Below are 24,443 nucleotides of genomic sequence, written 5' to 3' on the forward strand. Positions count from 1 at the left end.
GGCTATTCTCCTCGGAGTACTTCGATGGGACGGATGCGGGCAGTCAGCAGCGCCGGAACCAGCGCGCCGATAATGGCTACCGCGAACACCGCGGCGATGCCGGCAGCGAGGACGCCGGGGGAGGCACTCGCCGTGACGGAGGTGAGCAACTGGGTGGCGCCACCGAAGGGGCCGCCCTGTCCGCCGCCGAAGCCGCCGGGGACAGCACCGTTGGGCATGGCCCCCGCAAGCCCCGCGCCGCGCTGGGTGGTGGTGGCCGCCGTCGTGGTTGTATTTGAACTAATGAGAGCGGAAGCGATGCCGCCGCTGGCGAATGACGCGATCGCGGCGCCAACCACGCTGCCCAGCGCGACCAGAACCAGCGACTCGAGCACGAACTGCAGGCCGATGGTGCGGTTGCGGGCGCCGATCGCCTTGAGGACGCCGATTTCGCGGCGGCGCTCGCGGACCAGCATCACCATGATGAGCAGGATGATGAGGCCGGCGGTTGCCAGTGCTGCGATGAAGGCCACCAAAGAGATGCCCTTGACGCTGTCCAGGGAGCTGACTGCGGTTTCGAGGTTGCGCTGACCTTGGGTGACGTCGGCCTTGTCGGTTCCGAGCGCGGCCTGGACTGCGGTCTTGGTGCTGTCCACGTTTTCCATGCTGTTCACGGTGACGATCATGGTGGAGAGCTCGTCAGGGGTTTCGGCCAGTGTCTGGGCTTCGGGGAGGGTGACGTAGACGGCGTTGTTGCCGAACGTGGTTCCGGCGCCGAAGATGCCCGCCACGGTGAACGTCTTGTCCTGGATGGTGAACGTGGAGCCCACCGTGAGGCTGTTCTTTTCAGCCAGCGTGGTGCCCACGAGTGCCTTGGATTCGGCCGCCGTGTAGTCGCCCAGGCCGGTGCCGCTGGTGATGTCCAAGGCCTTGCCGGTGCCATCGACTTCGGCGCCGACGCCTGTTGCGGTGATCGGGAGCGTTCGGGCCGGCTGGGTGGTGCTGCCCGTGGCTCCGCTCGCGTTGTTGCGGTTGCCGAGCGTACCGGCGTCGACGGCGGCCGTCAGGTTGGTGCTGACCGTCGCCTGCTGCCCACCGGGTCCTCCGCCGCCCGGGCCAGCCTGTTGGGTGGTGCCGGTTGCTGCGCCGGTGGTTGCCGCGGTTGCGGTTTGCAGGCGCAGGGCCTTGGTGCCGACGACCGAGGTTACGTTGGCGACCGATGCCGTAGTCTCTGCTTCCGCCGTCGTGAGCGGTTCGCCGCCGCCTTCGAAGCCTTGCCCGCCGGCCGGGTTCACCGTCAAGGTGGTGCCCACGGAAGCGTTGAGCTCCTGGACCTTTGCACCCACGGCCTGGTTGGCCACGAGCATGGCCAACGCCAGGCCGATGGCTACGGCCAGGACGGCGACAACCGCCGCCGTTCTGATCTTGTTGCGGAAGGCATTGCCTACGCTTCGGGCAAGGACGCTCACGTTTCTCCTTTGGACCTGCAAGTTTGCGCGGCCTGCTGGGACGCGGGCTGCAGATCCAAGACTCGTGAGTGCGGCTGTGCGGGAAGCCAGCCGAAGCTATGCGTGGGCTGTGAAAACAAAAGCTCCGGCCCACCATTGCTGGCGGACCGGAGCTTTTGCTTTGCAGAAAGGGTGTTACTTGGTGATCGGGCCGAGTACCGGATCGTCGACGTAAGCCGTCTTGACGTTCTCCGCCGTGACGATCTGCGGCGGCAGGAGGTACGCCGGAACGGTCTTGACACCATTCTTGTAGGAGTCCTTGTCGTTGATCTCCAGTTCCTTGCCGGCCTGCAGGTCCTTCACCATGGTGATGGCGTGCTCAACCAGCTTGCGGGTGTCCTTGTTGATGGTGGAGTACTGCTCGCCAGCCATGATCGACTTGACTGACTCAACCTCGGAGTCCTGGCCGGTAATGACCGGGAGCGGCTTGCCGGCAGCCTTGACGGAGGTCAGGACTGCACGGGCCAGGGTGTCGTTCGGGGACAGGACGCCGTCCAGGGAAGCCGTGCCGTAGCTGCCGGTGAGCAACGTGTCAGCACGACGCTGGGCGTTTTCAGCCTTCCAACCCTGGGTAACAGCCTGCTCGAACGCAGTCTGGCCGGAGAGCACCTTCAGCGTACCGTCGTCGATCTTCGGCTTCAGTACGCTCATGGCGCCGTCGAAGAAGACCTTGGCGTTGGCATCATCCGGGGAACCAGCGAACAGCTCAATGTTGTACGGACCGGTTGCCTTCTTGGCCTTCATGCCGTCCAGCAGGGCTTGGCCCTGCAGTACACCGACCTTGAAGTTGTCGTACGCCACGTAGTAGTCCACGTTCTCGGTGTTGAGGAGCAGACGGTCGTAGGCGATGACCGTGGCGCCGGAGTCCTTGGCCTGCTTGAGCTGCGTACCCAGCTGGGCGCCGTCGATGGCTCCCACAATGATGACCTTGGCACCCTTGGTGACCATGGCACTGATCTGGTTCTGCTGCTCGGAGACACCGCCATTGGCGAATTGGACGTCGGCCTTGAAGCCGGCACCCTTGAGGCCGTCGTTGAACAGCTTCTCCGCGAGGACCCAGTTCTCACTGGTCTTCTGCGGAAGTGCGACGCCGATCAGCGAGTCCTTGGGGAACGCTTCCCCGCCAGCTGTGCTGCTGCTGGAGCCGCTGTCCGTGCGGCCGCAGGCCGTCAGCGCCAAGGCCGCGATGGCAGCGATTGCTGCTGCCTTTCCTGCTTTACCAAACATTCGCATATCTTGGTTCACTTTCTGTGTGGGTGGGGTGGAGCGAGTCGTCCGGAAACCGATCAGGCTTCCTTGGAGATGACCTCTTTGGTGGACGTGGTTTCGTCCGGTTTGATTTCGTTACCGCGGCCGAAGTTCTTCATCATGAGGCCGATGAGCGACTTCTTGCCCTGGGTCTTGTTGTAGACATCGAAGGCGACGGCAGCCAGGAGCACCAGGCCCTTGATGATCTGGGTGAGGTCGGCACCTACGCCGAGCAGCTGCAGGCCGTTGTTCAGGACAGCCATCACCAGGCCACCGACGATCGAGCCGATCACGGTTCCAACACCACCGGTAACTGCGGCACCGCCGATGAAGACGGCCGCAATGGCGTCCAGTTCCCAACCGACGCCGTCAAACGGGCCCGAAGCGGTGGAACGGCCAACGAAGATCATGCCTGCAAGGCCAGCGAGGACAGACATGTTGAGCATGACCATGAAGTTGACCTTCTTGGACTGCACGCCGGACAGCTCGGCTGCGTGGCGGTTGCCACCCACTGCGTAGACGTGGCGGCCCAGGACGGTCTTGTCAGCAATGAAGCCGTAAATCAGGACGAGCACGGCCAAGATCAATCCGGGGATGGGGAAGGACGTACCGGGACGGCCGGTGGCGAAAAGGTACGTGGCGTAGAGGATGGCACCGCAGATCAGGACCAGCTTGGTGACCTCCACCCACAGTTCCGGGACATCGGCACCGAGCGCCTTGTTGCTGGCACGGGCGCGGAGAGACATGACCACCACGAATGCAGCCGCAAGGATGCCGATCAGGAGCGTGAGGTTGTTGAAGCCCGTTGTCGGACCGATTTCGGGCAGGTAGCCAGAGCCAAGGAACTGGAAGTCAGCGGGAACGGGGATGGTGTTGGACTTGCCCACGAACTGGTTGAAACCGCGGAACAGGAGCATGCCGGCCAGCGTCACGATGAAGGCCGGAATGCCCACATAGGCTGTCCAGAATCCTTGCCAGGCGCCGATCAGGGCTCCCAGCAGCAACCCGAAGAGCACGCCCATGTACCAAGGGATGCCCCAGTCACGGATGGCGAGGGCCACGGAGACACCCACAAATGCCGCCACTGAGCCAACGGAGAGGTCAATGTGGCCGGCAATGATGACCAGGACCATGCCGATGGCGAGGATCAGGATGTAGGAGTTGCCGTTGAACAGGTTGATCACGTTGCCGGGGGTCAGCGTGCGGCCCTCGGTGAAGATCTGGAAGAAGACGATAAGTGCCACCAGGGCGAAGATCATGCCGAACTGGCGGGTATTGCCACCAAATAGCTTCTTGAGCGCGTTCATTGTTTTGGTCCTTGTGTCAGGAAGGGGTGAGTCTGGGCCAACGGGTCAGGCGGTGTCAGGCGGACTTGCGGGAGGAAGTCATGAGTTTCATGAGGCTTTCCTGGCTTGCTTCGTCCTTGTTCAGGACGCCGGTGATGGCGCCTTCGAAAATGGTGTAAATACGGTCAGACAGGCCCAGGAGCTCAGGAAGCTCCGAGGAAATGACAATCACTCCCTTGCCCTGGTTGGCGAGCCTCTGGATGATGCCGTAGATCTCGTACTTTGCGCCGACGTCGATTCCGCGGGTCGGCTCGTCCAGGATCAGGAGGTCCGGATCAGTGAACATCCACTTGGCCAGCACTACTTTTTGCTGGTTGCCGCCGGAGAGCTTGGCCACGCCCTCCTCAACCGATGGGGTCTTGGTCCGCAGCGATTTTCGGTATTCCTCGGCTACGGAGAATTCCTGCCGCGTATCCACCACGGAGTACTTGCTGATCTTGCGAAGATTTGCCGCCACCGTGGTGGTCTTGATGTCGTCCAGCAGGTTCAGACCCAGCGATTTGCGGTCCTCGGTCACGTAGCCGAGGCCGGCATCAATGGCAGAGCGAACACTACGCATCTGGATCGGCTTGCCATCCTTGAAGACCTGGCCGGAGATGAAGCGGCCGTAGGAATGGCCAAACACCGAGCGGGCCAGTTCCGTGCGGCCTGCGCCCATGAGTCCGGCGAAGCCCACGATTTCGCCGCGGCGCACGTGGAAGTTGGACCCCTTGCACACGAGACGGTCCTGGATCTGCGGGTGTCCCACGGTCCAGTCCTTGACCTCGAAGAACACTTCGCCGATCTTCGGTTCGTGGTCCGGGAAGCGGGACTCAAGCGTCCTGCCCACCATGCCCTTGATGATGCGGTCCTCGTCCACGCCATCGGCCTTGACGTTGAGTGTCTCGATCGACTTGCCATCGCGGATGATGGTGATCTCGTCGGCGATCTGCTCGATCTCGTTGAGCTTGTGGGAAATGATGATCGAGGTAATGCCCTTGCCCTTGAGGCCCAGGATCAGGTCCAGCAGGTGCTGGGAGTCTGATTCGTTCAGGGCTGCGGTGGGCTCGTCCAGGATCAGCAGGCGCACTGACTTGTTCAGCGCCTTGGCGATTTCCACCAGTTGCTGCTTGCCAACGCCGATTTCCTTGATGGGGGTGTCCGGGTCTTCCCTGAGGCCAACACGGGCCAGCAGTTCGATGGAGCGCTTGCGCGCCTCCGCCCAGTCGATCACTCCCCACTTGGTGGGTTCGTTGCCCAGGAAGATGTTTTCCGTGATGGACAGTTCCGGGATCAGCGCGAGTTCCTGGTGGATGATCACGATGCCGGCCGCTTCGCTTGCACGGATGTCCTTGAACTGCTGGGTTTCGGCCATGTACACGATGTCGCCGGTGTAGCTGCCGTGGGGATATACCCCGGACAGAACTTTCATCAGGGTGGACTTGCCGGCACCGTTTTCACCACAGATGGCGTGGATCTCTCCGGCTTTCACCCGCAGGCTCACATTCGACAAGGCCTTCACGCCTGGGAATTCCTTCGTGATCGAGCGCATCTCCAAAAGGATGGGATCACCTTGCGTGTCGAGGGTTGTCATCAGCCCTTACGCCTCCAATGCATGACTTCGTTGTCGGCCCCGCAAACGGCGGAGCTGTCTGATGAAAAAGTAAACTGGATCACCCATCTTGTCGTCAAGACTTGAACGCAAGAACCAGCTAACGATTTCGTTACCTACCGGTAATACCGGCGTGTTGGAACACCAAAGCGGCCGCGCCGAGCGCCTCCGCGCGGGCGCCCAGGGACGACATGGCGAGGTGCGTCGTCTCGCCCACAACAGGCACGGCGTGCCTCACAAGTCCTCGCCGGATCGGGTCCAGGAGAAGGTCTCCAAGGCCCGCCAAGGGGCCTCCCACAACAATCACTTCGGGGTTGATCAAGTTGGCAACGTTGCCCAGCGCGCGGCCCACGGCGAGGCCTGCGTCGTCCACCACGCGTTGGGTGGCGGAGTCTCCCGCCAAGCAATTCCGGACGATGTCCTGGGGTGTCAGTAACTGTTCTTGGCCGCGGCCCAGCAGTTCGATCATGGTGGTGGTGGAGGCGATCGTTTCGAGGCAGCCACGGTTCCCACAGCGGCATACGAGGCCGTGCTCGTGGATGGTCGCGTGGCCGATTTCGCCAGTGATGCCAACGTTGCCGTAGTAGGGCACGCCGTTCAGGATCAGCCCCGCGCCGATGCCTGAACCGATCTTGAGGAACATCAGGTTTGAGACGCCGCTGTGTGGACCCCAGGTCACCTCGGACAGCGCCCCAAGATTGGCGTCGTTGTCAACAAATACGGGGCAATTGAGGGCTTCCTCCAGCCGGTGAAGGATGTCGATGCCCACCCACTCGGGCAGGATTGCGCCTTGGGCAACGGTACCCGAGCGGCGGTCGATTGGCCCGGGTATGCCCGCTCCGGCCCCGACCACTGCGCCTGGGTCTATGGCGTTTTCAGCGAGCAACTTTTCCAAGAGGCGGACCGCCGCGGCAATGCCCTCTTCGGCCTGGTGGCCGAGAGGGAGCTCGATGAAATCCTCCGCGATCACGTGGTAGCCAAGGGAGGCCAGGACCACCCGCAGATGCCGGCGGCCGAAGTCGATTCCGACGGCGACAGCACCGTTGCTGTTCAGCCTCACACTCGTGGCGCGGCGGCCGGAGCTCGTGGTTGGCTCAGTGGAAACCAGGCCGGCGTCCTGCATGATCTTGACGATGTTGGATACCGTGGCGGTGGAGAGTCCGGTCTGCCGGGAAAGCTCTGCCTGCGTTGAGGGGCCGCTCAGCAAGCACTCGATGATTCGTTGCTGGTTGAGGTGGCGCAGCGCGGACTGCGATCCTGGTTTTCGGGGCGGGCTCTTCGTTGAGCGCTGTGTAGCGGGCATGACAAGAAGCGTGCCTCACCAGCGGCATTGTAGTCAAGAAGTGAACGCAACCTGTGGATGGTGTGCGACATTCTCCAACGCAAAGAACCCCGCCTTCTCGCGTTGCGGGGCCTACTCTGCGCGCCAACCCGGGCTTTTGGTCCGCAGAGCAGGCCCCGCAACGTGACTATGGGCCCGGCCGCCACGTGTGTGACTTTCAGCGTTACATGGCGGCGTTCCCACGGGGCTATTTGGCGCACGATGCAGCCCGCAAGGGGGTCCCCTCCCGGACGGTAGCGCCGAAAGCAAACTCAGAGGATGCTTAGCGCACTCCGGGGGTTCAGGATGCTGAGGCTTCCTCCGTTACCGGTGCTCGAAGGAAACAAGCAACGAACATGGCAGTGGCCAAACAAAGGGCAGCGTTGACCCAGATAGCCAGGGTGACTCCGCTGAGGACCGCAGGGGCGTCGGTTGATCCGAGCGCCACGAGCCGGGCGGTGACGATCGCGCTCATGACAGGGATGCCCATGGTGATGCCGATTTGCTGGCTCATGGTGGCAAGGCCGGTGGCGAGCCCGGACTCTTTATCGGACAGGCCGGTGGTGGCGGTGACCATGAACCCGACGATGACGACCAGGTTCGCGGCGCCGCCAACGAACGTCGCGATCAGCAACAGAATGATGGATGCCGGGTCGTAACTGAGCAGTACGAGTGAGGCGGTGGCGATGGCCTGGACGGTGAATCCGTACACGATGGCGCGTTTGTTCCCGACCCTGCTGATGGCTTTGGGGCCGAGGACGCCGCCGAGGACGGTGCCCAGGCCCAGGACGGCGAAGGCGAGTCCGGCGCCGAGGGGGGTGTAGTCCAGGACCTGCTGCAGGTACAGGGTGAGCAGGAAGACCAGCGAAGTTTCGGTAACGAACGCCAGGATGCCTGAGATGTTGCCCCATGCCACCGTGGGGCGTTTCAGGATAGCCAGCGGCACCAGGGGAGTGGCTGTGCGGTGCTCGACGGCGACGAACGCAGCCAGCAAGATGACGGCCGCGGCGAATGCTCCCAAGGTGGTGGGATCCGTCCAGGAGGATTCGGCCGCGCGGGTGAGTCCGAAGACGAGGGCGAGCAGGCCCAGGGTGACCGTGATGGCCCCGGGAACATCCAACCGCGTCTTGTCAGTGGGTCGGCTTTCGGCGAGAACCATCGGAGCGAGGACCAGCACGGCGGCCGCGACGGGGACGTTGATCAGGAACGCCCATCGCCAGCTGAGCAGGTCGGTGAGCAGTCCGCCAAGGATGGCACCGGTGGTGAAACCTGCCGCCATGAGTGCGCCGTTCAGGCCCAGCGCTTTTTCCCGGAGCTTCCCTTCCGGGAAGGAAGATAACAGCAGTGACAGGGCGGCCGGCACCACGATGGCTGTCGCTATTCCCTGGGCGACGCGGGCGATGATCAAAAGGATCGGTCCGGAGGCGATACCACCGAGCAAGGAACCGGCGCCGAGCAAGGCCATGCCAATGATGAACATGCGTCGGCGGCCGACCAGGTCAGCGACCCGGCCGAAGAGCAGCGTGAGCCCGGCCGCGCACAGGGCGAAGGACGTGGCAATCCATTGCAGATTTTCGAGGCTGAATCCGATGTCCGCACCAACGGTCGGGAGGGCGACGTTCAGAATGGAGAAGTCGACGGCCAGGGTGAAACTGGCGGTGAGCAGGACGATGAGAGTCAGGCGTTGCCTGCCGGTCATTCGCGGAACGGCCGGGGCCAGGAGCTCCGTCTGGGGACGGTCCACGTCATTCGATGTTGTCACGGGTTTTCCTTCAAGGTTGTCTGAGGAGATGCTGTCTGGTTCAGCCTGCGTGGATCGGGGGAAGTCAGCCACACCACCTTGTGGGTAGCACTGGCAGGGACAGGACAACCACCTGCCCGCCCGGGCAGACTGGGGGGATGAGCAATGGAAGTGAGCTGGGGGAATTCCTGCGTGTCCGACGAGCGGCGCTGCAGCCCGAGGACGTGGGGTTGCGGAATTACGGTGTCCGGAGGGTCCCCGGGCTGCGCCGCGAAGAGCTGGCGATGCTTGCCGGGGTCAGCAACACCTACTACACCCGCCTTGAGCAGGGTATAAGTACCAACGCCTCCGAGGCGGTGATTGACGCCATTGCCCGGGCCCTGAACCTGAACACGGATGAACGCCTCCACCTGTTCAATCTGGCCAGGCCGGGCACCAAGAGCAAACGCCGCGCTGCCTCACGGTCTGATCGTGCCCGTATCGGTACGGTGCGGCTTATCAACTCGATGGGAAGCACACCCGCCGTCGTCCTGGGCCGGCGGAGTGAAGTGCTGGCCTGGAACAACCTCGGGCACAAGCTGGTCGCCGGGCACCTGGCCTTCGACAGCCCTAACGACCCGGCAGAGCGGCCCAACATGACGAAGATGCTGTTCCTGGATGAGCACACGCGCGCCCTCTACATGAACTGGCCGGAAGAAGCAGCCCGCGCTGTGTCCTCTCTGCGGCTCCTTGCAGGAGCCACCCCCAACGACCAGGAGCTGACAGCCGTGGTCGGGGAACTGACACTGAAAAGCCCGGAGTTTGCGAAGCTTTGGGCCAAGCACCCGGTGCAGAACTGCATGTCCGGTTTGAAAATGATGCACCACCCCGAAGTCGGGACCCTGGAGCTGAACTTCGAGGTCCTGGCCCAGCCCGATGAGTCCGGACACCGGATCCTGATGTACGCCGCGGACGAGGGAAGCCCCGCGGCCTCAGGTCTCCGGCTACTGGCCACCACACCGGAATCAGCGGCACCAATCAATGAAACCGTGCATTTTTCCCCATAGGACCAGAAGCGGCAGCGTTCATCGGATCGTGGGACGAATCTGGGCTGTTTCAATGTACGTCGTGGTGCTGACTCGATGAAAGTCAGGCGCCACGTGCAATGCGTCCCGCCGGCACTGCGCGCAGGTCCAAACGCCCCGCATCCATGAGAAATCCGCTGGCTACGCTGGAAGCACGAAAACCGCGGCCTATGTTCGTCAGTACATTCACCAGTGCGTTCGCAAGGCCGGGAACAAGAGAAACCAAGGTGGTAAAGATGCTGCTAGCCGTCCTGCAGGCCAACGCAAAGGTGTTGGATGTTGAAGCCAACCTGCGGACCATTGAAGATGCCGCGCAACGGGCGTCCCAAGCAGGCGCGGCGCTGCTCCTGACCCCGGAGCTGTTCCCCGTTGGCTACGCGCCGCTGAGGCTCCACACCCAACTTGACCCCGCAACGCTCCCCGGGATCCGCGAACGGCTCGCCGACATCGCCCGGCGGCGCGGAATTGGCCTGGTGTACAGCCTTCCGGCCGTCGCCCCGCAGCAGCTCACACCCCAACAAGGCGTCGCTCCTCGGCAAACCACGCACGACGGCGGCGCGGGGCCGGCTCCGGCGGACAGCGGCTGGCACATCACGGCCACCTTGCTGGACGCCAACGGAACTGAACTCCTCAACTACGCCAAGGTCCATCTCTTCGGCGCGGAGGAACACAAGGCGTTTGTCGGCGCCCAAGCACCTCCCGCCGTCGTCGATTTCAACGGCATCCGCACGTCGATGCTCATCTGTTACGACGTCGAGTTCCCGGAGGCCGTCCGGGCGGCCGCAACGCGCGGAGCCGAACTGCTGCTGGTTCCCACCGCATTGTCCGCAGGGTTCGACAATGTGCCGCAGGTGCTCATCCGCGCTCGTGCTTTGGAGAGCCAGCTCAACGTGGCCTACGCAAACCACAGCGGCCATGAGGACATCTACAACTTCCTGGGCGGCAGTGTTGTTGCCGGGCCGGATGGCTCGTTGCTGGCAGCAGCGGGGGAGTCGGACGCGCTGCTGTTCGCGGAGGTTGGTACGGAAACCGTTCGGGCGGCACGTAACGAGGTTCCGTACCTGCGTGAACGTCAGCCGGAACTGTACGCGGCGTGGGATCACAGAGACCCCGGAACCTGAAACGGTCAGGTCACCCGGGTGGTAGTTTCCGGCGTCCGCAAGGTGAATCCGTGATTCCGATTCTTGAGTCCCGTGATTAGGGCCTGTCCATCGCCGAAGACGGGTAGCAGAAAGGCGGAATGCAGGAGGAACCAGTACTGCAGGAGAGATCCCGGGGCGAAGCATGCCAGCAACGCGCCCACCGCGCACGCGGCTCCTGGACCGAACACGGCAATCACCGCAATCTGCCAACCGTAGAGTCGCCCGATTGGCGTGACGGAAAACCGGGCGGCTGTGAAGCCAACCGCGACGTGGGTGACGCCGCGGAAGACCTTCATACCGAGAACATGGGCAACCTCGTGAACCAGGAAACCGCCCATCAGGCAAAGGCTGTGAAGGAGTAGCCACGCGCCCATGTGCAGCAGAACCGGATCACCTAGCGAAGCGCAGACCACGAATCCGACGGCTACAGCGGACATCGGCCATTTGCTGGCGCGAATAAGGTGCCTGAGAATGAGGCCCGCGGTCGCGTCGCGGACGGTGACGGTGACGGTGCGAATCTCTCCCTACCCGGCGTGCGTCAGTTGCTTTTTGCGGAGCTTCAGCCGTTCCAGCATGATCGCGACAGCCACACAGAACATCACCAGCACCACGAAGATGATGGATATGGGCAAGCCGTTGACAACGCCGATCTCCAACCCTGTTGCACCGTTGGGCTGGGTGTGGGGCTCAAAGAAGATCGCCCCGAAAAGGCCGAACTTCCGGACGCCCATCTCGGTAGCGGAGAACATGGTCAAAATGAACCCCGCGACCACAGTGATCATGGTGCCGATAAACGCAATGCAAACTGCGGTGGTGATTCTAAGTAACCACTTCATGACGTGAGATCCTTTCCATTCGTTTCATACCGAGAATGCTGTAAAAGACAACCAAGATACTGAGCGCGGTATAAACCACGGCGCTCATGGTGGGCTCGAGATTGAACACATTCAATCCAAGGGCGACAATCATGATGACGACGACGGTTAGCAAGACGCCGATGAGCACCGTAAACGGATTTCCTTTCTCTGGCGGGAACGCAATGCCCACCAAAGTGGAAATGAGGATGTTGCTCACGCAGAATCCAGCCACTGGCAGGCAGGCATCCCACGCGATGCCTTGAACAAGGGAGATCGTGACCACAGGGATCGCGAGAGTGAGGAGCAAGATGCCCTGCGAGCCAACGATGCACAGGTAGTTCGTCATCGTTCTGCCTGGGTGCAGGGAGCTTCGTCGCAGCGGTTCGGAATTCGCGTACGCATAAACGCCTTGAAACGTCACCAAGAGCAGCGCGAACGGTGGAAGGACGATGTGCTGAGCCCAAGCGAAGAGGGAATAGACCACCACAAACAAGACGGCCACCATGGTTTCGAAACTGCGGAACAGGACCAGGACATATGCGCCCAGTTTTCTGTCTGCGAGACGCGACGGCAGCACGACGAAGTAGCGCCTGAGTGGTACGTAGGCTTTCGGCGCAAATGCCACAACCACGGGGATGACCACCGCCGTAGTCGTAACGAATGCCACAGCTGAAAGCCAGAACCCCACCGTGTCCTCCAGGATTGCAAAAACCAGAACAGGGGTGACGTAGTCTTTCCCATCAACAAAGCTCTGTGCGATCAGGGCGCTCTGCTCATTCGTATGCGGAAAGAGCAGAGCGAGCCCAGTGGCAAGAACCATGGGGACCACCAGACCGCGAAAACGAGCCCACCGAAGCGCCATGAGCACCCGTTCAAGGACGTAATAGCCGAGGCTGAGGAGCAGATAGGCGCTCAGTGCCGGAAACCAGATGGAAGCCAGTACCTTGGGGACGTATTCCAGGCCTTCAATGAGCACGGTTGAGATGGAGAAAGCACCGAAAACAAAGATCGTCATGCCCAGAACAATGGAGGCCTCAAACAACGAGAACGCCAGGGTCCTTTCCTTGTTCGTGACAGGCAGGTTGAACGAAAGTTTGAGGAGCTCGTCGGCTTTCATGAAGAGAACGCGAATCAACGTATAGGCGATGAGTACCCAAAACGGCACGGACGCATTGGCCACCTGAAGGACAGGTTCAAAGAGTCCCGTTCCGCCGAGATACTGCTTCAGAACCACATAGCTCAGCAGGTTGAAACCGGCAAACGCTGTCACCACAAGAACCAGCGCCGAGGTGCGCACAGCGGCGCTGGATAACAGGCCCCTCCCCAGTACACGCCGAACGATGAAGATCCAGAAAAGCCGGAACAACAGAATCACGCTGTTTCGTCGCATCTACGGTGTCTCCATTGCCTGGATGTACTCATCGGCGAGGGTTGAGAGTTTGCCGTAGTCCGCAACGATCGCTGCCAGGGTGCTCTGGTGGACCAAGACTCCGCCCACCAGAACGGCGACTTCGTCGGCGACGTTCTCCAGCAGGCTGAAGTCATGGCTGCACAGCAGGACTGAACGCCCCTCCGTGGCGAGCTCCCTAACATCCCTTTCAAAGGCCCTGATGGCGTCGATATCCACGCCATTGAGTGTCTCGTCGATGACCGTGAGCTTCCTCCTCAGCATGAAGGCAGCGATGAGCTGCAGCTTCTTCCTCATGCCGTGCGAGTAGTCCTCAATCAGGTCCCGGTGCCGGTCCCGCATGGCGTATCTAGCGAACTGCGACCTCATTGCAAGGACGTCCAGAGGTGTTCCATAGAGGCCATGCATGAATCGCAGATATTCTTCGCCGGTCAGAAATTCGGGAAGATAGTCATTGCTGGATAGATAGATTGCGGACATCTTGGCGTTTCGCGTGCGGTTGTCGTCGCCGTCGATAGTGACACGGCCGCTTTGTATTTGGAGAAGGTCCAGGATGACCTTGATGAGGGTCGATTTTCCAGACCCGTTAGGCCCGATCAGGCCCAAGACTTTATTTTCGGCAATGGCACATGAGACGTCGTGCAGGACTTGTTTTTGGGTGCTGTAGGCATAATTGACGTGGTCAACGCTGAGGGCCATGGTGAAGGTTCCGCTTCCGATGCTCGAGCCGTGGTGGCCCTCGAGTGCCACCACAGCGGTTAGCTTGCTACCGAGTTACCTGCACTCCACGAACACTGAGACGCCCCACTGGTTCCAACTCCAGTTGCCAGTGAAGTGGCCGCGTCCCTGGGCCAAGCACCAGATGGCCATTGCCGCCAGTAGGGCGAAGGCGAGGACCATGAGGATGGCGAGCAACACCAGAAACCACCCGTCATAGCGGACAATCATGTGGTCGATCTTGTTTCGTGCTGCCACCATGGCGCGGGTTGCACCTATTGCGGATGTAGTGAGCATTTTCCCCTGCAATCTCTCTTTGGGCTACCGGCGGATTCCGGTAGCTCCTCCAGAGACTACGAAGCGAAACCTCCTCCCTAGACGCCCACCTCGGAATTAGGTGGTCGAACGGCCGAATTAGGTGCTGAAAACGTCAGCACATAGTCCATCCAAATGCCGTCTAGGTGGTGCTCGGCTGTCTACACGTCGAGCCCTGCCACCAGTTCCTCCACGTACTGCAAGGCGATCCATAGCTCAGCGCGAACCGGTGCCTGGTTGAGATCCATGTCCAGAAGCTCGCCCAGGACGCCGATCTGCCGGCGCACGCTGTTCCGGTGCAGGCCCAGGAGCTTGGCGGAGCCATCCCAGCTGCCGTTTTCGCTGAGCCACCCGCGCAGGACGGCCAGCAGCGGGTCGCGCCGCTCCGGTTCCAGTGTGAGGATTGGTTGAAGCAGCCGCTCCGCCAGCATGGTTCCCGCCTCGCGGCCCAGGAGCCCGGCAACAGACCACGTGACTTCGTCCACTCGGGCGCTTTTCCCGGTAGAAAGCACGCGGCTGCGCAGCGAAGTGGCACGCTGGTACGCCGCGGTGAGGCCTCCCAGCTCCGTAGGTTCGCCGATCACCAAACGCCAGCCCAGTTTTTCGATATCGGCCAGCAAGGCGTCGTCCACCTTCAGGCGGGTCACGGCTACGAAACCGTACTCCGTGATCTCCACAAGCTTGGTGTCGAACATCCTGCGCCATTGCAGCAGTTCGCGGACGGGGCCGTCGTCTCCCGCACCGTTGACTCTGATGCCTTGAACAACCCGCATTGGCGCCGATCGTGTTGAGGACAGGCTTTGTGCCAGTAGGTCCTTGAGTCCATTGATGTGCTTGGTGCCGCCTGTGGCCAGCGATTCCGGGTGCAGCAGCACGGCCGTGGCCAGCTGGCTCGGAGCGAGGGACCCACTGGTCCGCTGCCGAACCAGCAATTCCAACAACCCCACGGCGGACTGCACCACATTGTTCTGCGCAGGAGTCAGCGGCGTATCGGAGCCGAGGATCAGCGCGCCCAGGTTCGCGTCTTTGGTACTGCGCAGCGGATGTCCGAACACCAGGGCAGATCCCGGTTGCTCGAAACCGTCCATTTCCACGCGCGGCCCGCTGCCGGACAACAACCGTTCAAGCATTGGTGCGAGGAGTGAATGGTCGACGCCGGTGCTGCCGCCGGCGTTGTTGCCACGCGCCCGGACTCGTCCGTCCGCCCCCACTAAAAGAGCCCACACCGGCACGCGCTGCACCAGCGCCGCCAGCAGTTCGTGTTCCGGCCTGGGGGAGAGGACCGCGCGCATGAGCTGGCGGTTGGTGTCGGCCAGTTGCCGGAAAACCCGTGCGTTGTCCGACTCCAGGAGCTGCGAGAACTCCAGCCCGATCGCCGCGAACGGCAAGGACTCAGGCACCTCGAACAAGGTGAGGTTGTGACGGCGGCACGCGTCGAGCAGCGCCGCGGGTACGGCGTCGAAATAGGGCTTGATACCAAATCCGAGCGCCGCAACTTTAGCCCCCACCAGCCGCTGAACATAGGCATCCACCATGGCCGCCGAGCCGCCGTCCCCCAGGAAAGGCAGCCCGGCGGTGAGCAGGAACTCGCCCTCGGGAAGGTACGGTGTGGGGTCTTCGAGCTCACTCGGCTCAACCCACCGCAGCAGCGAGGCGCCGCTGCCGCCGTCGTGAAGTATTTTCAACTCCGGCGGCAGCTGCTCCAGGAACTGCTCAAGCGTGACGAAACTCAGGCGCGCTGTGGCGGGTTCAGGCGACATCGTCCTGCCCGACGACGGCCGGCTCCTGGTAGTCGGGGCACTCATAGGCGGCATTACCTGAGGCGTATGCCCTGGGCAGCCGGGGCGCGATCCTGTTGATGATCTCGTCCCCATGGCTGCCGATCGCAGCACCCCAATCGTCGGCGCTCGCCGCCCCGCTGGCGGGGTCGCCGAACAGCACAGCCGTGTCCCCGACGTCGATCCCGGCAGCGTCCGGGCCGAGGTCCACCATGAATTGGTCCATGCAGACCTTGCCGATCACAGGCACGCTGCGGCCCGCGATGTTTACCACCGAACGGCCGCTGATGCCCTTGGGGATGCCGTCCGCGTAGCCGAGCGGAATGAGGCCCAGGTATCGGGGCTCGTAGGTGATGGCCTGGTGTTCGTAGCTGACACCCGTGCCCGCGGGAACCTTTTTGACCATCACCAGCGGGGCGGTGACGCTGAGCGCCGGACGCAGCCCGAAGTCGGCAGGATTGAGGTGGTCGGCGGGGGCGAGGCCGTAGATGGCAAGGCCCGCCCGGACCATGTCGAAGTGGAATTCAGGCCGGTCCAGGATGTTCGCCGAGCTGGAGACATGCCGGAGTTCGGGGTTCAACCCGGCCTCGCGCGCCTGCCGGACGGCGTCCTCGAATTCGGTGACGGCGGCGGCGTTGCCAGGGTGCGCCGGGACGTCTGCCCACGCCAGGTGCGTCCAGATGCCCCGGACGCGCAGGGTCCCGCCGATTTCTGCCTGGCGCGCTTGCGCTACGAGCTCCGCCCAATCCTCCTTGCGTGCGCCGCCGCGGCTGAGTCCGCTGTCCAGTTCGAGATGCACGACGGCGGGGCGGCCCAGGCGGGTCGCGATGCCAACCAGGACCTCAAGTTGGTGGACGCTTCCGAGCGACACATCGATGTCGTTTTCAAGGGCTTCCAAGATGGTTTCGCTTGTCTGGGATGCCAGATACAGCCACGACAGGATGGGCGCGGTGATCCCGGCCTTGCGCAGCGTGATGGCCTCTGTGAGCTGGGCGGTTCCCAGCCAGTCGGCCCCGGATTCCACTGCTGTCCGGGCCACTTCCACCAAGCCGTGGCCGTAGGCGTTGCCTTTGACCACGGCCATGAAGTTGGGGGCTTGGGTTCGCTTTTTCAAGGCTTTGATGTTGTCTGAAATCGCGGACAGATCGACTTTGACCTGCCCGGAAAGGGCTGTTGGGGAAGCCACAGCTTCGGGTGCATTACGTCTCATGGTTGATCACTATAGGTCATTTTGCACTGCCGTGAGAGATGGCTCACATGCCAGTCTTGTGGAGGGGAAACCGAAACTACTCAGAAGGGACGTCAACGGTGACTGTGCCTGTGAACACCGAAAACTCAACTGCCGTGAGCCTCGCCAGGCCTGGACTCGGGGCTCAATTGCTGCGCCGCAAACCGATTGGCCAGATGGTCAGCGAGGCCGGAAGCAGCGAAGGCGGTACGCCGTTGGTACGCAGCTTCGGCGTCCTGCAACTGACAATGATCAGCGTCGGCGCCACACTGGGCACCGGAATCCTGGTCATCCTCGGCGAGTCCGTGCCGCTGGCCGGTCCGGCGATCTGGATCTCCTTTGTCATCGCAGGCTTGGCCGCCTTGTTCTCGGCCGTGTCCTACGCCGAAATGGCCGGCCTGGTCCCGGTGGCAGGCTCAAGCTACTCCTACTCCTATGCCACCATGGGCGAAGGTATGGCCTGGATCTGTGGCTGGTGCCTGGTGCTCGAATATGCGGTATCCGTTGCCGCCGTTGCGGTGGGAGCGGGTCAGTACGTCAACGAGACACTGGCTGCTTTCGGTCAATTCCTGCCGGATGCCTTCTCACAGCCACCGGGTGACGGCGGTGTGGTGAATGTGCCAGCCATGGTCATCGTGGTACTGGCGATGATCCTCTTGGTTCGGGGCGCCCGTGAAAGCGCATGGATCAACACCGCGATCGTCATCATCAAAGTCGGCATCCTGGTCTTCTTCTGCGCAGTCGCCTTCACCGCCTTCAACGCGGGCAACTTCGAGCCGCTCCTGCCGATGGGCGCAGCGGGTGTGTCCGCCGCGGCGTCCAGTGTCTTCTTCTCCTACATCGGTTTCGACGCTGCCTCCACTGCCGGCGAGGAAGCCCGCAACCCCAAGCGTGACCTGCCCAGGGCCATCATGCTCTCCATGGTGATCGTTACCAGCATCTATGTTCTGGTTGCCGTCGCAGCCGTTGGTGCCCGCCCGTGGGGCTGGTTCGACGGTACTGAAGCTGCCCTCGTACAGATCCTGCACGAGATCACCGGCCAGGCATGGATCGCGTTGGTCTTCTCGGCCGGGGCAGTACTCGCCATCGCCAGCATCGTGCTCACCGTTCTCTACGGCCAGACCCGCATCCTGCTCTCGATGTCCCGTGACGGCATGGTGCCCAGGATCTTCGGCCGCGTCTCCCGCCGCACCGGCACCCCGGTTGCCGGGACGCTCATAGTGGGTATCGCCGTCGCACTCACCGCTGGCTTGGTCCCGTTGGGTGCGTTGGCCGACGCCACCAGCATCGGCACGCTGTTCGCCTTCGCGCTGGTCAACGTAGCCGTGATCTACCTGCGCCGCAACCGCCCCGATCTTGAGCGGAGCTTCCGGGTACCGCTGTACCCCATCACGCCGGTACTGGGCACACTGATGTGCGCCTACCTGATGGCCAACCTGGGTGCAGATACCTGGCTGGTCTTCGGCGGCTGGATGCTCGTTGGGATCGCCATCTACTTCGGCTATGGACGCCGGAACTCCAAGGTAGCCGCCCTCAGCGAGGCCGACTATCGTGAACTGACCGCCAAGGCTTCGAGCCAGGAACCTGTGAAAGCAGCACATTCATGACCATCGCCACTGAACTCCCAGTCGCTGACGCCGAAGCCCCAGCGCCGGCAGCTCCCATCACCATGCTGAACCCGGACTTCCCATTCAGTTACGACCACTACTTGGCGCACACCGCCGGGCTGGGCGCCATCCCGGAAGAGCGCTACGGCACTGAAGTCGCCGTCATCGGCGCCGGCCTCTCCGGGCTGGTCACCGCCTACGAACTGATGAAGCTCGGGCTCAAGCCGGTCATCTATGAAGCGGATCAGATCGGTGGCCGACTTCGGACGGCCAGCTTCCCGTCGGCGCCTGGCGTGGTGGCAGATCTTGGCGGCATGCGGTTCCCGGTATCCGGCAAGGCGTTCTACCACTACGTGGACCTGCTCGGCTTGGAGACGCAGGACTTCCCCAACCCGTTGGCGCCGGTGACGTCCAGCACCGTGATTGAGCTCGCGGGAAAGAAGCACTACGCCACCACCACTGATGAGCTCCCGGAGTTCTTCCACGAGGTGGCTGACGCCTGGAAAGCAGCCGTCAACGATGGCGCCGCGTTCAGTGAGATGCAGGAAGCCATCAAAGCCCGCGACACCAAGCGGATCAAGGAACTCTGGAACGCGCTTCTGCCGGAATTGGACGAGCAGACCTTCTACGGGTTCATCGCCGCGAGTAAGTCCTTCAAGGAGGCTGGCTTCGCCCACCGCGAAGCGTTCGGGCAGGTTGGCTTCGGCACCGGAGGTTGGGACACGGACTTCCCCAACTCCATCCTGGAGATCCTCCGGGTTGTCTATACCGACGCAGACGACCAGCACCGGCTCATCTCGGGAGGAGCGCAAAGGCTCCCCGAGGCACTCTGGAACCACGCGCCGTCGGACGTTAAGTACTGGCCTGCCGGCACGTCATTGTCGTCACTGCACTCCGGTTCGCCGCGGGGAGCCGTGGACAACATCAGCCGTGCAGAGAACGGCGACCTCCTGGTCCGCGAAAGCTGGGGGCGGGAAGCCTCGTACCCGGCCGTGGTCACCACGTGCCAGTCGTGGCTGCTGTCCACCCGGATCCACACCGAGGAGTCACTGTTCCCCCCGGAGTTGTGGACCGCGATCGAGCGCTCCCACTACATGCAGTCGTCCAAGACCTTCGTGATGGTGGACCGGCCGTTCTGGAAGGACATCGACCCCGAAACGGGCCGTGAAGTCTTGTCCATGACCCTCACCGATCGCCTCAACCGGGCCACCTACTTGCTCGACGACGGTCCGGACAAGCCCGCCGTCATCCTCTTGTCCTACACATGGAACGACGACGCCCTGAAGTGGCTCGCGCTCAGCGCCGACGAGCGCGTCAAGCTCATGCTCCACTCGCTGCAGCAGATCTACCCGGGCGTGGACATCGCAAGCCACATCGTGGGGCAGCCCATCACCGTGTCATGGGAAGCCGACCCCAACTTCATGGGCGCCTTCAAAGCCAACCTGCCCGGGCACTACCGCTACCAGCAGCGGCTGTTCACGCACTTCAAGCAGGACCAGCTGCCGGAAAGCCAGCGCGGCATCTTCCTTGCGGGGGATGACGTGTCCTTCACTGCAGGCTGGGCCGAGGGCGCAGTGACCACTGGCCTGAACGCTGTCTGGGGTGTGGTGAACCACTTGGGTGGCTCGTCCGTGGTTGGGAATCCGGGGCCCGGAGACCTGCTGGACGAGCTCGGCCCGATCTCACTGGACTAAGTACGTTGCGGGGCCCGCCCTGCGTTCCAAACCCTCGGGTTAGGACGCAGAGCAGGCCCCGCATTCGCGCTTAAGCGTGCATTTCCCGGTGCGCCGCAGCGAGATCCTTGTAATGGGCGGCGTTGTGCTTGACGCCCTCGAACTCTTCATCGGTCAGTTCGCGGCGCACCTTTGCGGGCACACCCGCAACCAGGGATCGCGGCGGAATGACTGTGCCTTCCAGGACCACGGCGCCGGCTGCAATCAGGGAGCCCGTACCGATTACCGCGCCGTTGAGGATGGTGGCGCTCATGCCGATGAGGCAGTCGTCCTCCACAGTGCAGCCGTGGACCACTGCGCTGTGCCCCACGGAGACGCGCTCGCCGACCGTACAGGGAAAGCCAGGGTCGGCGTGCAGGACCACGTTGTCCTGGAGGTTGGAGCCGGCGCCAATGCTGATGGCGGCGGTATCCGCACGAACGGACACGCCGTAGAAGGCGCTGGAGTCCTGAGCCAACGTGGCCTTGCCGATGATCGATGCCGTCGGTGCCACGAAGGCGGTTTCATGAATGGCCGGAGTGTCCCCGGCGAAAGTGTAAGAGGGAGCCATGCGCCCAGCTTAGTTCCCAAGTAGGTCGCACTTGAGCGCGTTATGAGTGTTCAAAACGCGCTTAACTGCGACTCAGTTGGGTGTTGGGGTGCTGGGTGTAGGGGTGCGCAGTATCAGGAATTGGTAGTGCTGGGTCCAGTTGCCCGCGCCCGGGCCGGATTCCAGGCCGACTCCCTCGGGCCACGTCCGGAAGTGTTCGATCACGCCGTGCTCTCCAAAGATCCGCCGCACCGTGTCGTCACTGCGGCGGCTGAAGAAACGTCGGGGTTCTTCGAGGTCCTCGGGGTTATGGACCTCAACGTCCTCACCGGACCAGAGCCCGACGGCGATCGGCGCACCGGCCGCGCTGACCCGCACAAGTTCGCCGACGACGTCGTGAATCCTGCTGTTGGGGACGTGCAAAAGGGTGCTCATGGTCCAGACGGCCGAGAACACGGAATCGGGGAACGGCAACTGGCGCCCACTCGCGACGGTGGCGTCGAGTCCTGCTGAACGCGCCACATGAACGCTCTCCGACGACAGGTCCACACCTGTGTAGTGCAGGCCGGCCCGAACAAATTCCACACCTTCAACTCCAGTGCCGCAGCCCAACTCGAACACTGAATGCCGCTGCTCATCTTTCAGCAGCCGGACGAACCATTCACGGCACTCTACGCGGTGCGGCGTGAGGGAACGCGTGTTGCGGACCGGGGCCTGGCGGTCATAGAAGACTGCCAGGTCCGCTTCGTGATCTGCCTCAGGAAGACCGTGCATACCCCCAGCTTAGGAGTGACGTTAGTTGAACACCACGGTCCGGGTGCCGTCGAGCAGTACCCGGTGTTCGGCGTGCCACTGCACAGCCTGGGCAAGGGTGCGGCCTTCAACGTCGCGGCCCATCTGGACAAACTGGGCAGCAGTGCGGGCGTGGTCCACGCGGATGACTTCCTGCTCGATGATCGGACCCTCGTCCAGGTCCGCCGTCACATAGTGGGCCGTGGCGCCGATGATCTTCACGCCGCGCGCGTGCGCCTGGTGGTACGGCTTGGCGCCCTTGAAGGACGGCAGGAAGGAGTGGTGGATGTTGATGGCCTTGCCGTTCAACTCCGTGCACAGGTCGTTGGAGAGGACCTGCATGTACCGGGCCAGGACGGTCAGCTCGACGTCGTGCTCGGCGATCAGCTTCAGGAGCTGGGCTTCAGCCTGCGGCTTCGTCTCGGGGGTCACCGGGATGTGGTGGAAGGGGATGCCGTAGAAATCGGCCAGCTCTTCCAGGTCACGGTGGTTGGACACAATCGCCGGGACTTCGATCGGCAGCGTGCCGGTCCGCTGCTGGAACAGGAGGTCGTTGAGGCAGTGTGCATCCTTGGAGCACAGGATCATGGTTCGGACCTTCTGGCCTACGGGGTTGATTTGCCAGGTCATACCGAAGGTTTCGGCGACGGGCCGCAGGGCGGCGGCCAGCTCAGCTTGCGTGGACGACGTCGTTGCCTCCACCCGCATGAAAAAGTTGCCTGTGCTGGGGCTTCCGTACTGTTGGGAATCGGCGATGTTGCAACCGGCCTCAAGAAGGGCTCCGGCTACCGCGTGGACGATGCCCGGGCGGTCGGGGCAGGAGAGTGTTACAACAAAAGCAGCAGGAAGGGTGGAGTCAGTCACATGACCAAGCCTACCTGTGCTGCGTTGTTGTACTGTTAACCTCGTCGCAACTGGCGTTGGGTGGACTACCACCAGGGAGCGGCAATCACGAAGACCACGGATCGTACGCCTGGGCCGAGGGTCATGTCTTACCGCTGCACGCACGTGACCGATCCCTCCGTCATCAAGGGGACGCGGGAATGCTGCTGCCGGTAGCCTGACCTGTAGCACCACCCGTTGCCTAGCCAGGAGATCTCCGTGACTTCCACCACCACTTCAGCGTCTGTCAGCAACCAGTCGCTCGCCGAACTCGATCCCGAGATCGCAGCAGTCCTTGACCAGGAACTTGGCCGCCAGCGCGGCACCCTGGAAATGATCGCATCAGAAAACTTCGCTCCCCGCGCAGTCATGGAAGCCCAGGGCTCCGTGCTGACCAACAAGTACGCCGAAGGCTACCCGGGCAAGCGCTACTACGGCGGTTGTGAATACGTCGACGTTGCCGAGCAGCTCGCCATCGACCGCGTCAAGGCCCTCTTCGGCGCCGAGTACGCCAACGTTCAGCCGCACTCCGGTGCTCAGGCCAACGCCGCAGCACTGTCCGCCATGATCACTCCCGGCGACAAGATCCTGGGCCTGTCCCTGGCACACGGTGGCCACCTGACCCACGGCATGAAGCTGAACTTCTCCGGCAAGCTCTACAACGTAGCTGCTTACCAGGTTGAGCAGGACAACTTCCGCGTGGACATGGACAAGCTCCGCGAGCAGGCCATTGCCGAGAAGCCGCAGGTCATCATCGCCGGCTGGTCCGCATACCCCCGCCATCTTGATTTCGCTGCCTTCCGCTCCATCGCGGACGAGGTCGGCGCGCTCTTGTGGACGGACATGGCACACTTCGCCGGTCTGGTCGCTGCGGGCCTGCACCCGAGCCCGGTCCCGCACTCCGACATCGTCACCTCCACCGTGCACAAGACCCTCGCGGGTCCGCGTTCCGGTGTGATCCTGGCCAAGGAGCAGTGGGGTAAGAAGCTCAACTCCAACGTCTTCCCGGGCCAGCAGGGTGGTCCGCTGATGCACGTCATCGCGGCCAAGGCTGTTGCCTTCAAGATTGCCGGCAGCGAAGAGTTCAAGGAGCGCCAGGAGCGCGTCCTCGAGGGTGCCAAGATCATCGCTGACCGCCTGAACCAGGCCGACGTTGCCGAAGCCGGCGTCTCGGTCCTCACCGGCGGCACGGATGTCCACCTGGTCCTGGTTGACCTGCGCAACTCGCAGCTCGACGGCCAGCAGGCTGAAGATCTCCTGCACTCGGTTGGCATCACCGTGAACCGCAACGCCGTTCCGTTCGACCCCCGCCCGCCGATGGTCACCTCCGGCCTCCGCATCGGTACGCCTGCCTTGGCTACCCGCGGATTCGGCGCCGAAGAGTTCACCGAAGTTGCCGACATCATCGCCACCGCGCTGAAGGCCGGCACCGCGACCAACACCGAAGCCCTCCAGGCCCGTGTCGACAAGCTCGCCGCTGACTTCCCGCTGTACCCGCAGCACGAGCAGTGGTAAACAGCGGTTCCCGCGACATCAAGCGCTGACAACGCATTACCCGGGCACTGAACCGGAGCCAACGGGATCCGCCGCCGCACCCTCGGCGGCGGGTCCCGTTGGCATGAGCCTCCCCAACAGGTCACCCACCAGAAAGAGCAGA

21 protein-coding genes are annotated in these 24,443 nt (G+C 62.7%); 5 read left to right on the top strand and 16 right to left on the bottom strand.

Annotated elements, in window-relative coordinates:
• Positions 1–2 precede the first annotated feature (2 nt).
• The 6 genes from ACIQC5_RS05665 to ACIQC5_RS05690 form a co-directional block, all read right to left on the bottom strand.
• Entirely contained in the window at positions 3–1,448 is a 1,446-nt protein-coding gene (locus ACIQC5_RS05665; protein ID WP_400279258.1) for an ABC transporter permease, read from the bottom strand.
• 174 nt (positions 1,449–1,622) lie between these two features.
• Complete coding sequence (locus ACIQC5_RS05670) at positions 1,623–2,720, bottom strand: substrate-binding domain-containing protein (protein WP_400279260.1); 1,098 nt, start codon at positions 2,718–2,720, stop codon at positions 1,623–1,625.
• Positions 2,721–2,773: 53 nt separating this feature from the next.
• Entirely contained in the window at positions 2,774–4,042 is a 1,269-nt protein-coding gene (gene mmsB / locus ACIQC5_RS05675) for a multiple monosaccharide ABC transporter permease (protein WP_400279263.1), read from the bottom strand.
• 55 nt (positions 4,043–4,097) lie between these two features.
• The gene (gene mmsA / locus ACIQC5_RS05680) at positions 4,098–5,654 is read right to left on the bottom strand and encodes a multiple monosaccharide ABC transporter ATP-binding protein (protein ID WP_400279266.1); all 1,557 of its coding nucleotides are present in this window, start codon (positions 5,652–5,654) and stop codon (positions 4,098–4,100) included.
• A gap of 130 nt (positions 5,655–5,784) precedes the next feature.
• Positions 5,785–6,975, bottom strand: a complete 1,191-nt coding sequence (locus tag ACIQC5_RS05685; RefSeq protein WP_400279268.1) for an ROK family transcriptional regulator — start codon at positions 6,973–6,975, stop codon at positions 5,785–5,787.
• Positions 6,976–7,294: 319 nt separating this feature from the next.
• The gene (locus ACIQC5_RS05690; protein ID WP_400280136.1) at positions 7,295–8,692 is read right to left on the bottom strand and encodes an MFS transporter; all 1,398 of its coding nucleotides are present in this window, start codon (positions 8,690–8,692) and stop codon (positions 7,295–7,297) included.
• 200 nt (positions 8,693–8,892) lie between these two features.
• On the opposite strand from ACIQC5_RS05690, the gene ACIQC5_RS05695 reads away from it, so the two are divergent.
• Positions 8,893–9,780 (top strand): helix-turn-helix domain-containing protein, encoded by an 888-nt coding sequence (locus ACIQC5_RS05695; RefSeq protein ID WP_400279270.1) that lies wholly within the window; start codon positions 8,893–8,895, stop codon positions 9,778–9,780.
• 254 nt (positions 9,781–10,034) lie between these two features.
• Entirely contained in the window at positions 10,035–10,919 is an 885-nt protein-coding gene (locus ACIQC5_RS05700) for a carbon-nitrogen hydrolase family protein (protein ID WP_400279273.1), read from the top strand.
• 5 nt (positions 10,920–10,924) lie between these two features.
• On the opposite strand, the gene ACIQC5_RS05705 is transcribed toward ACIQC5_RS05700, so the two are convergent.
• The 7 genes from ACIQC5_RS05705 to alr form a co-directional block, all read right to left on the bottom strand.
• Complete coding sequence (locus tag ACIQC5_RS05705) at positions 10,925–11,377, bottom strand: hypothetical protein (RefSeq protein ID WP_400279275.1); 453 nt, start codon at positions 11,375–11,377, stop codon at positions 10,925–10,927.
• A gap of 87 nt (positions 11,378–11,464) precedes the next feature.
• Entirely contained in the window at positions 11,465–11,776 is a 312-nt protein-coding gene (locus tag ACIQC5_RS05710; protein WP_400279278.1) for a hypothetical protein, read from the bottom strand.
• Positions 11,760–13,187, bottom strand: a complete 1,428-nt coding sequence (locus ACIQC5_RS05715) for a hypothetical protein (RefSeq protein ID WP_400279281.1) — start codon at positions 13,185–13,187, stop codon at positions 11,760–11,762. Before ACIQC5_RS05715 ends, ACIQC5_RS05710 begins: the two co-directional genes overlap by 17 nt.
• Entirely contained in the window at positions 13,188–13,958 is a 771-nt protein-coding gene (locus ACIQC5_RS05720; RefSeq protein ID WP_400279286.1) for an ATP-binding cassette domain-containing protein, read from the bottom strand.
• A gap of 21 nt (positions 13,959–13,979) precedes the next feature.
• Positions 13,980–14,219 carry a hypothetical protein gene (locus tag ACIQC5_RS05725; protein ID WP_400279289.1) on the bottom strand — a complete coding sequence of 80 codons (240 nt, stop codon included), beginning with the start codon at positions 14,217–14,219 and terminating at the stop codon, positions 13,980–13,982.
• Between the two features lie 179 nt (positions 14,220–14,398).
• Positions 14,399–15,997, bottom strand: coding sequence for a PucR family transcriptional regulator (locus ACIQC5_RS05730; protein WP_400279291.1), 1,599 nt, complete (start codon positions 15,995–15,997; stop codon positions 14,399–14,401).
• Complete coding sequence (gene alr, locus ACIQC5_RS05735) at positions 15,987–17,225, bottom strand: alanine racemase (protein ID WP_400279294.1); 1,239 nt, start codon at positions 17,223–17,225, stop codon at positions 15,987–15,989. Before alr ends, ACIQC5_RS05730 begins: the two co-directional genes overlap by 11 nt.
• 194 nt (positions 17,226–17,419) lie before the next feature.
• On the opposite strand from alr, the gene ACIQC5_RS05740 reads away from it, so the two are divergent.
• Both ACIQC5_RS05740 and ACIQC5_RS05745 read left to right on the top strand, forming a co-directional pair.
• On the top strand, positions 17,420–18,850 hold the full coding sequence (locus ACIQC5_RS05740; RefSeq protein WP_400280138.1) for an amino acid permease: 1,431 nt from the start codon (positions 17,420–17,422) through the stop codon (positions 18,848–18,850).
• Positions 18,847–20,544 carry a flavin monoamine oxidase family protein gene (locus tag ACIQC5_RS05745; RefSeq protein WP_400279297.1) on the top strand — a complete coding sequence of 566 codons (1,698 nt, stop codon included), beginning with the start codon at positions 18,847–18,849 and terminating at the stop codon, positions 20,542–20,544. Before ACIQC5_RS05740 ends, ACIQC5_RS05745 begins: the two co-directional genes overlap by 4 nt.
• Before the next feature lie 70 nt (positions 20,545–20,614).
• On the opposite strand, the gene ACIQC5_RS05750 is transcribed toward ACIQC5_RS05745, so the two are convergent.
• From ACIQC5_RS05750 to purU, 3 genes are all read right to left on the bottom strand, one after another.
• The gene (locus ACIQC5_RS05750; protein WP_400279300.1) at positions 20,615–21,133 is read right to left on the bottom strand and encodes a gamma carbonic anhydrase family protein; all 519 of its coding nucleotides are present in this window, start codon (positions 21,131–21,133) and stop codon (positions 20,615–20,617) included.
• Between the two features lie 72 nt (positions 21,134–21,205).
• Positions 21,206–21,886 carry a class I SAM-dependent methyltransferase gene (locus tag ACIQC5_RS05755; protein ID WP_400279302.1) on the bottom strand — a complete coding sequence of 227 codons (681 nt, stop codon included), beginning with the start codon at positions 21,884–21,886 and terminating at the stop codon, positions 21,206–21,208.
• A gap of 21 nt (positions 21,887–21,907) precedes the next feature.
• Positions 21,908–22,768 carry a formyltetrahydrofolate deformylase gene (purU, locus tag ACIQC5_RS05760; protein ID WP_400279305.1) on the bottom strand — a complete coding sequence of 287 codons (861 nt, stop codon included), beginning with the start codon at positions 22,766–22,768 and terminating at the stop codon, positions 21,908–21,910.
• 237 nt (positions 22,769–23,005) lie between these two features.
• Here purU and glyA point away from each other — a divergent pair, with 237 nt between their 5' ends.
• The gene (glyA, locus tag ACIQC5_RS05765; RefSeq protein WP_400279307.1) at positions 23,006–24,301 is read left to right on the top strand and encodes a serine hydroxymethyltransferase; all 1,296 of its coding nucleotides are present in this window, start codon (positions 23,006–23,008) and stop codon (positions 24,299–24,301) included.
• Positions 24,302–24,443 lie beyond the last annotated feature (142 nt).

The sequence above is a fragment of the Paenarthrobacter sp. NPDC092416 genome (assembly GCF_044755025.1).
GTDB lineage: Bacteria > Actinomycetota > Actinomycetes > Actinomycetales > Micrococcaceae > Arthrobacter.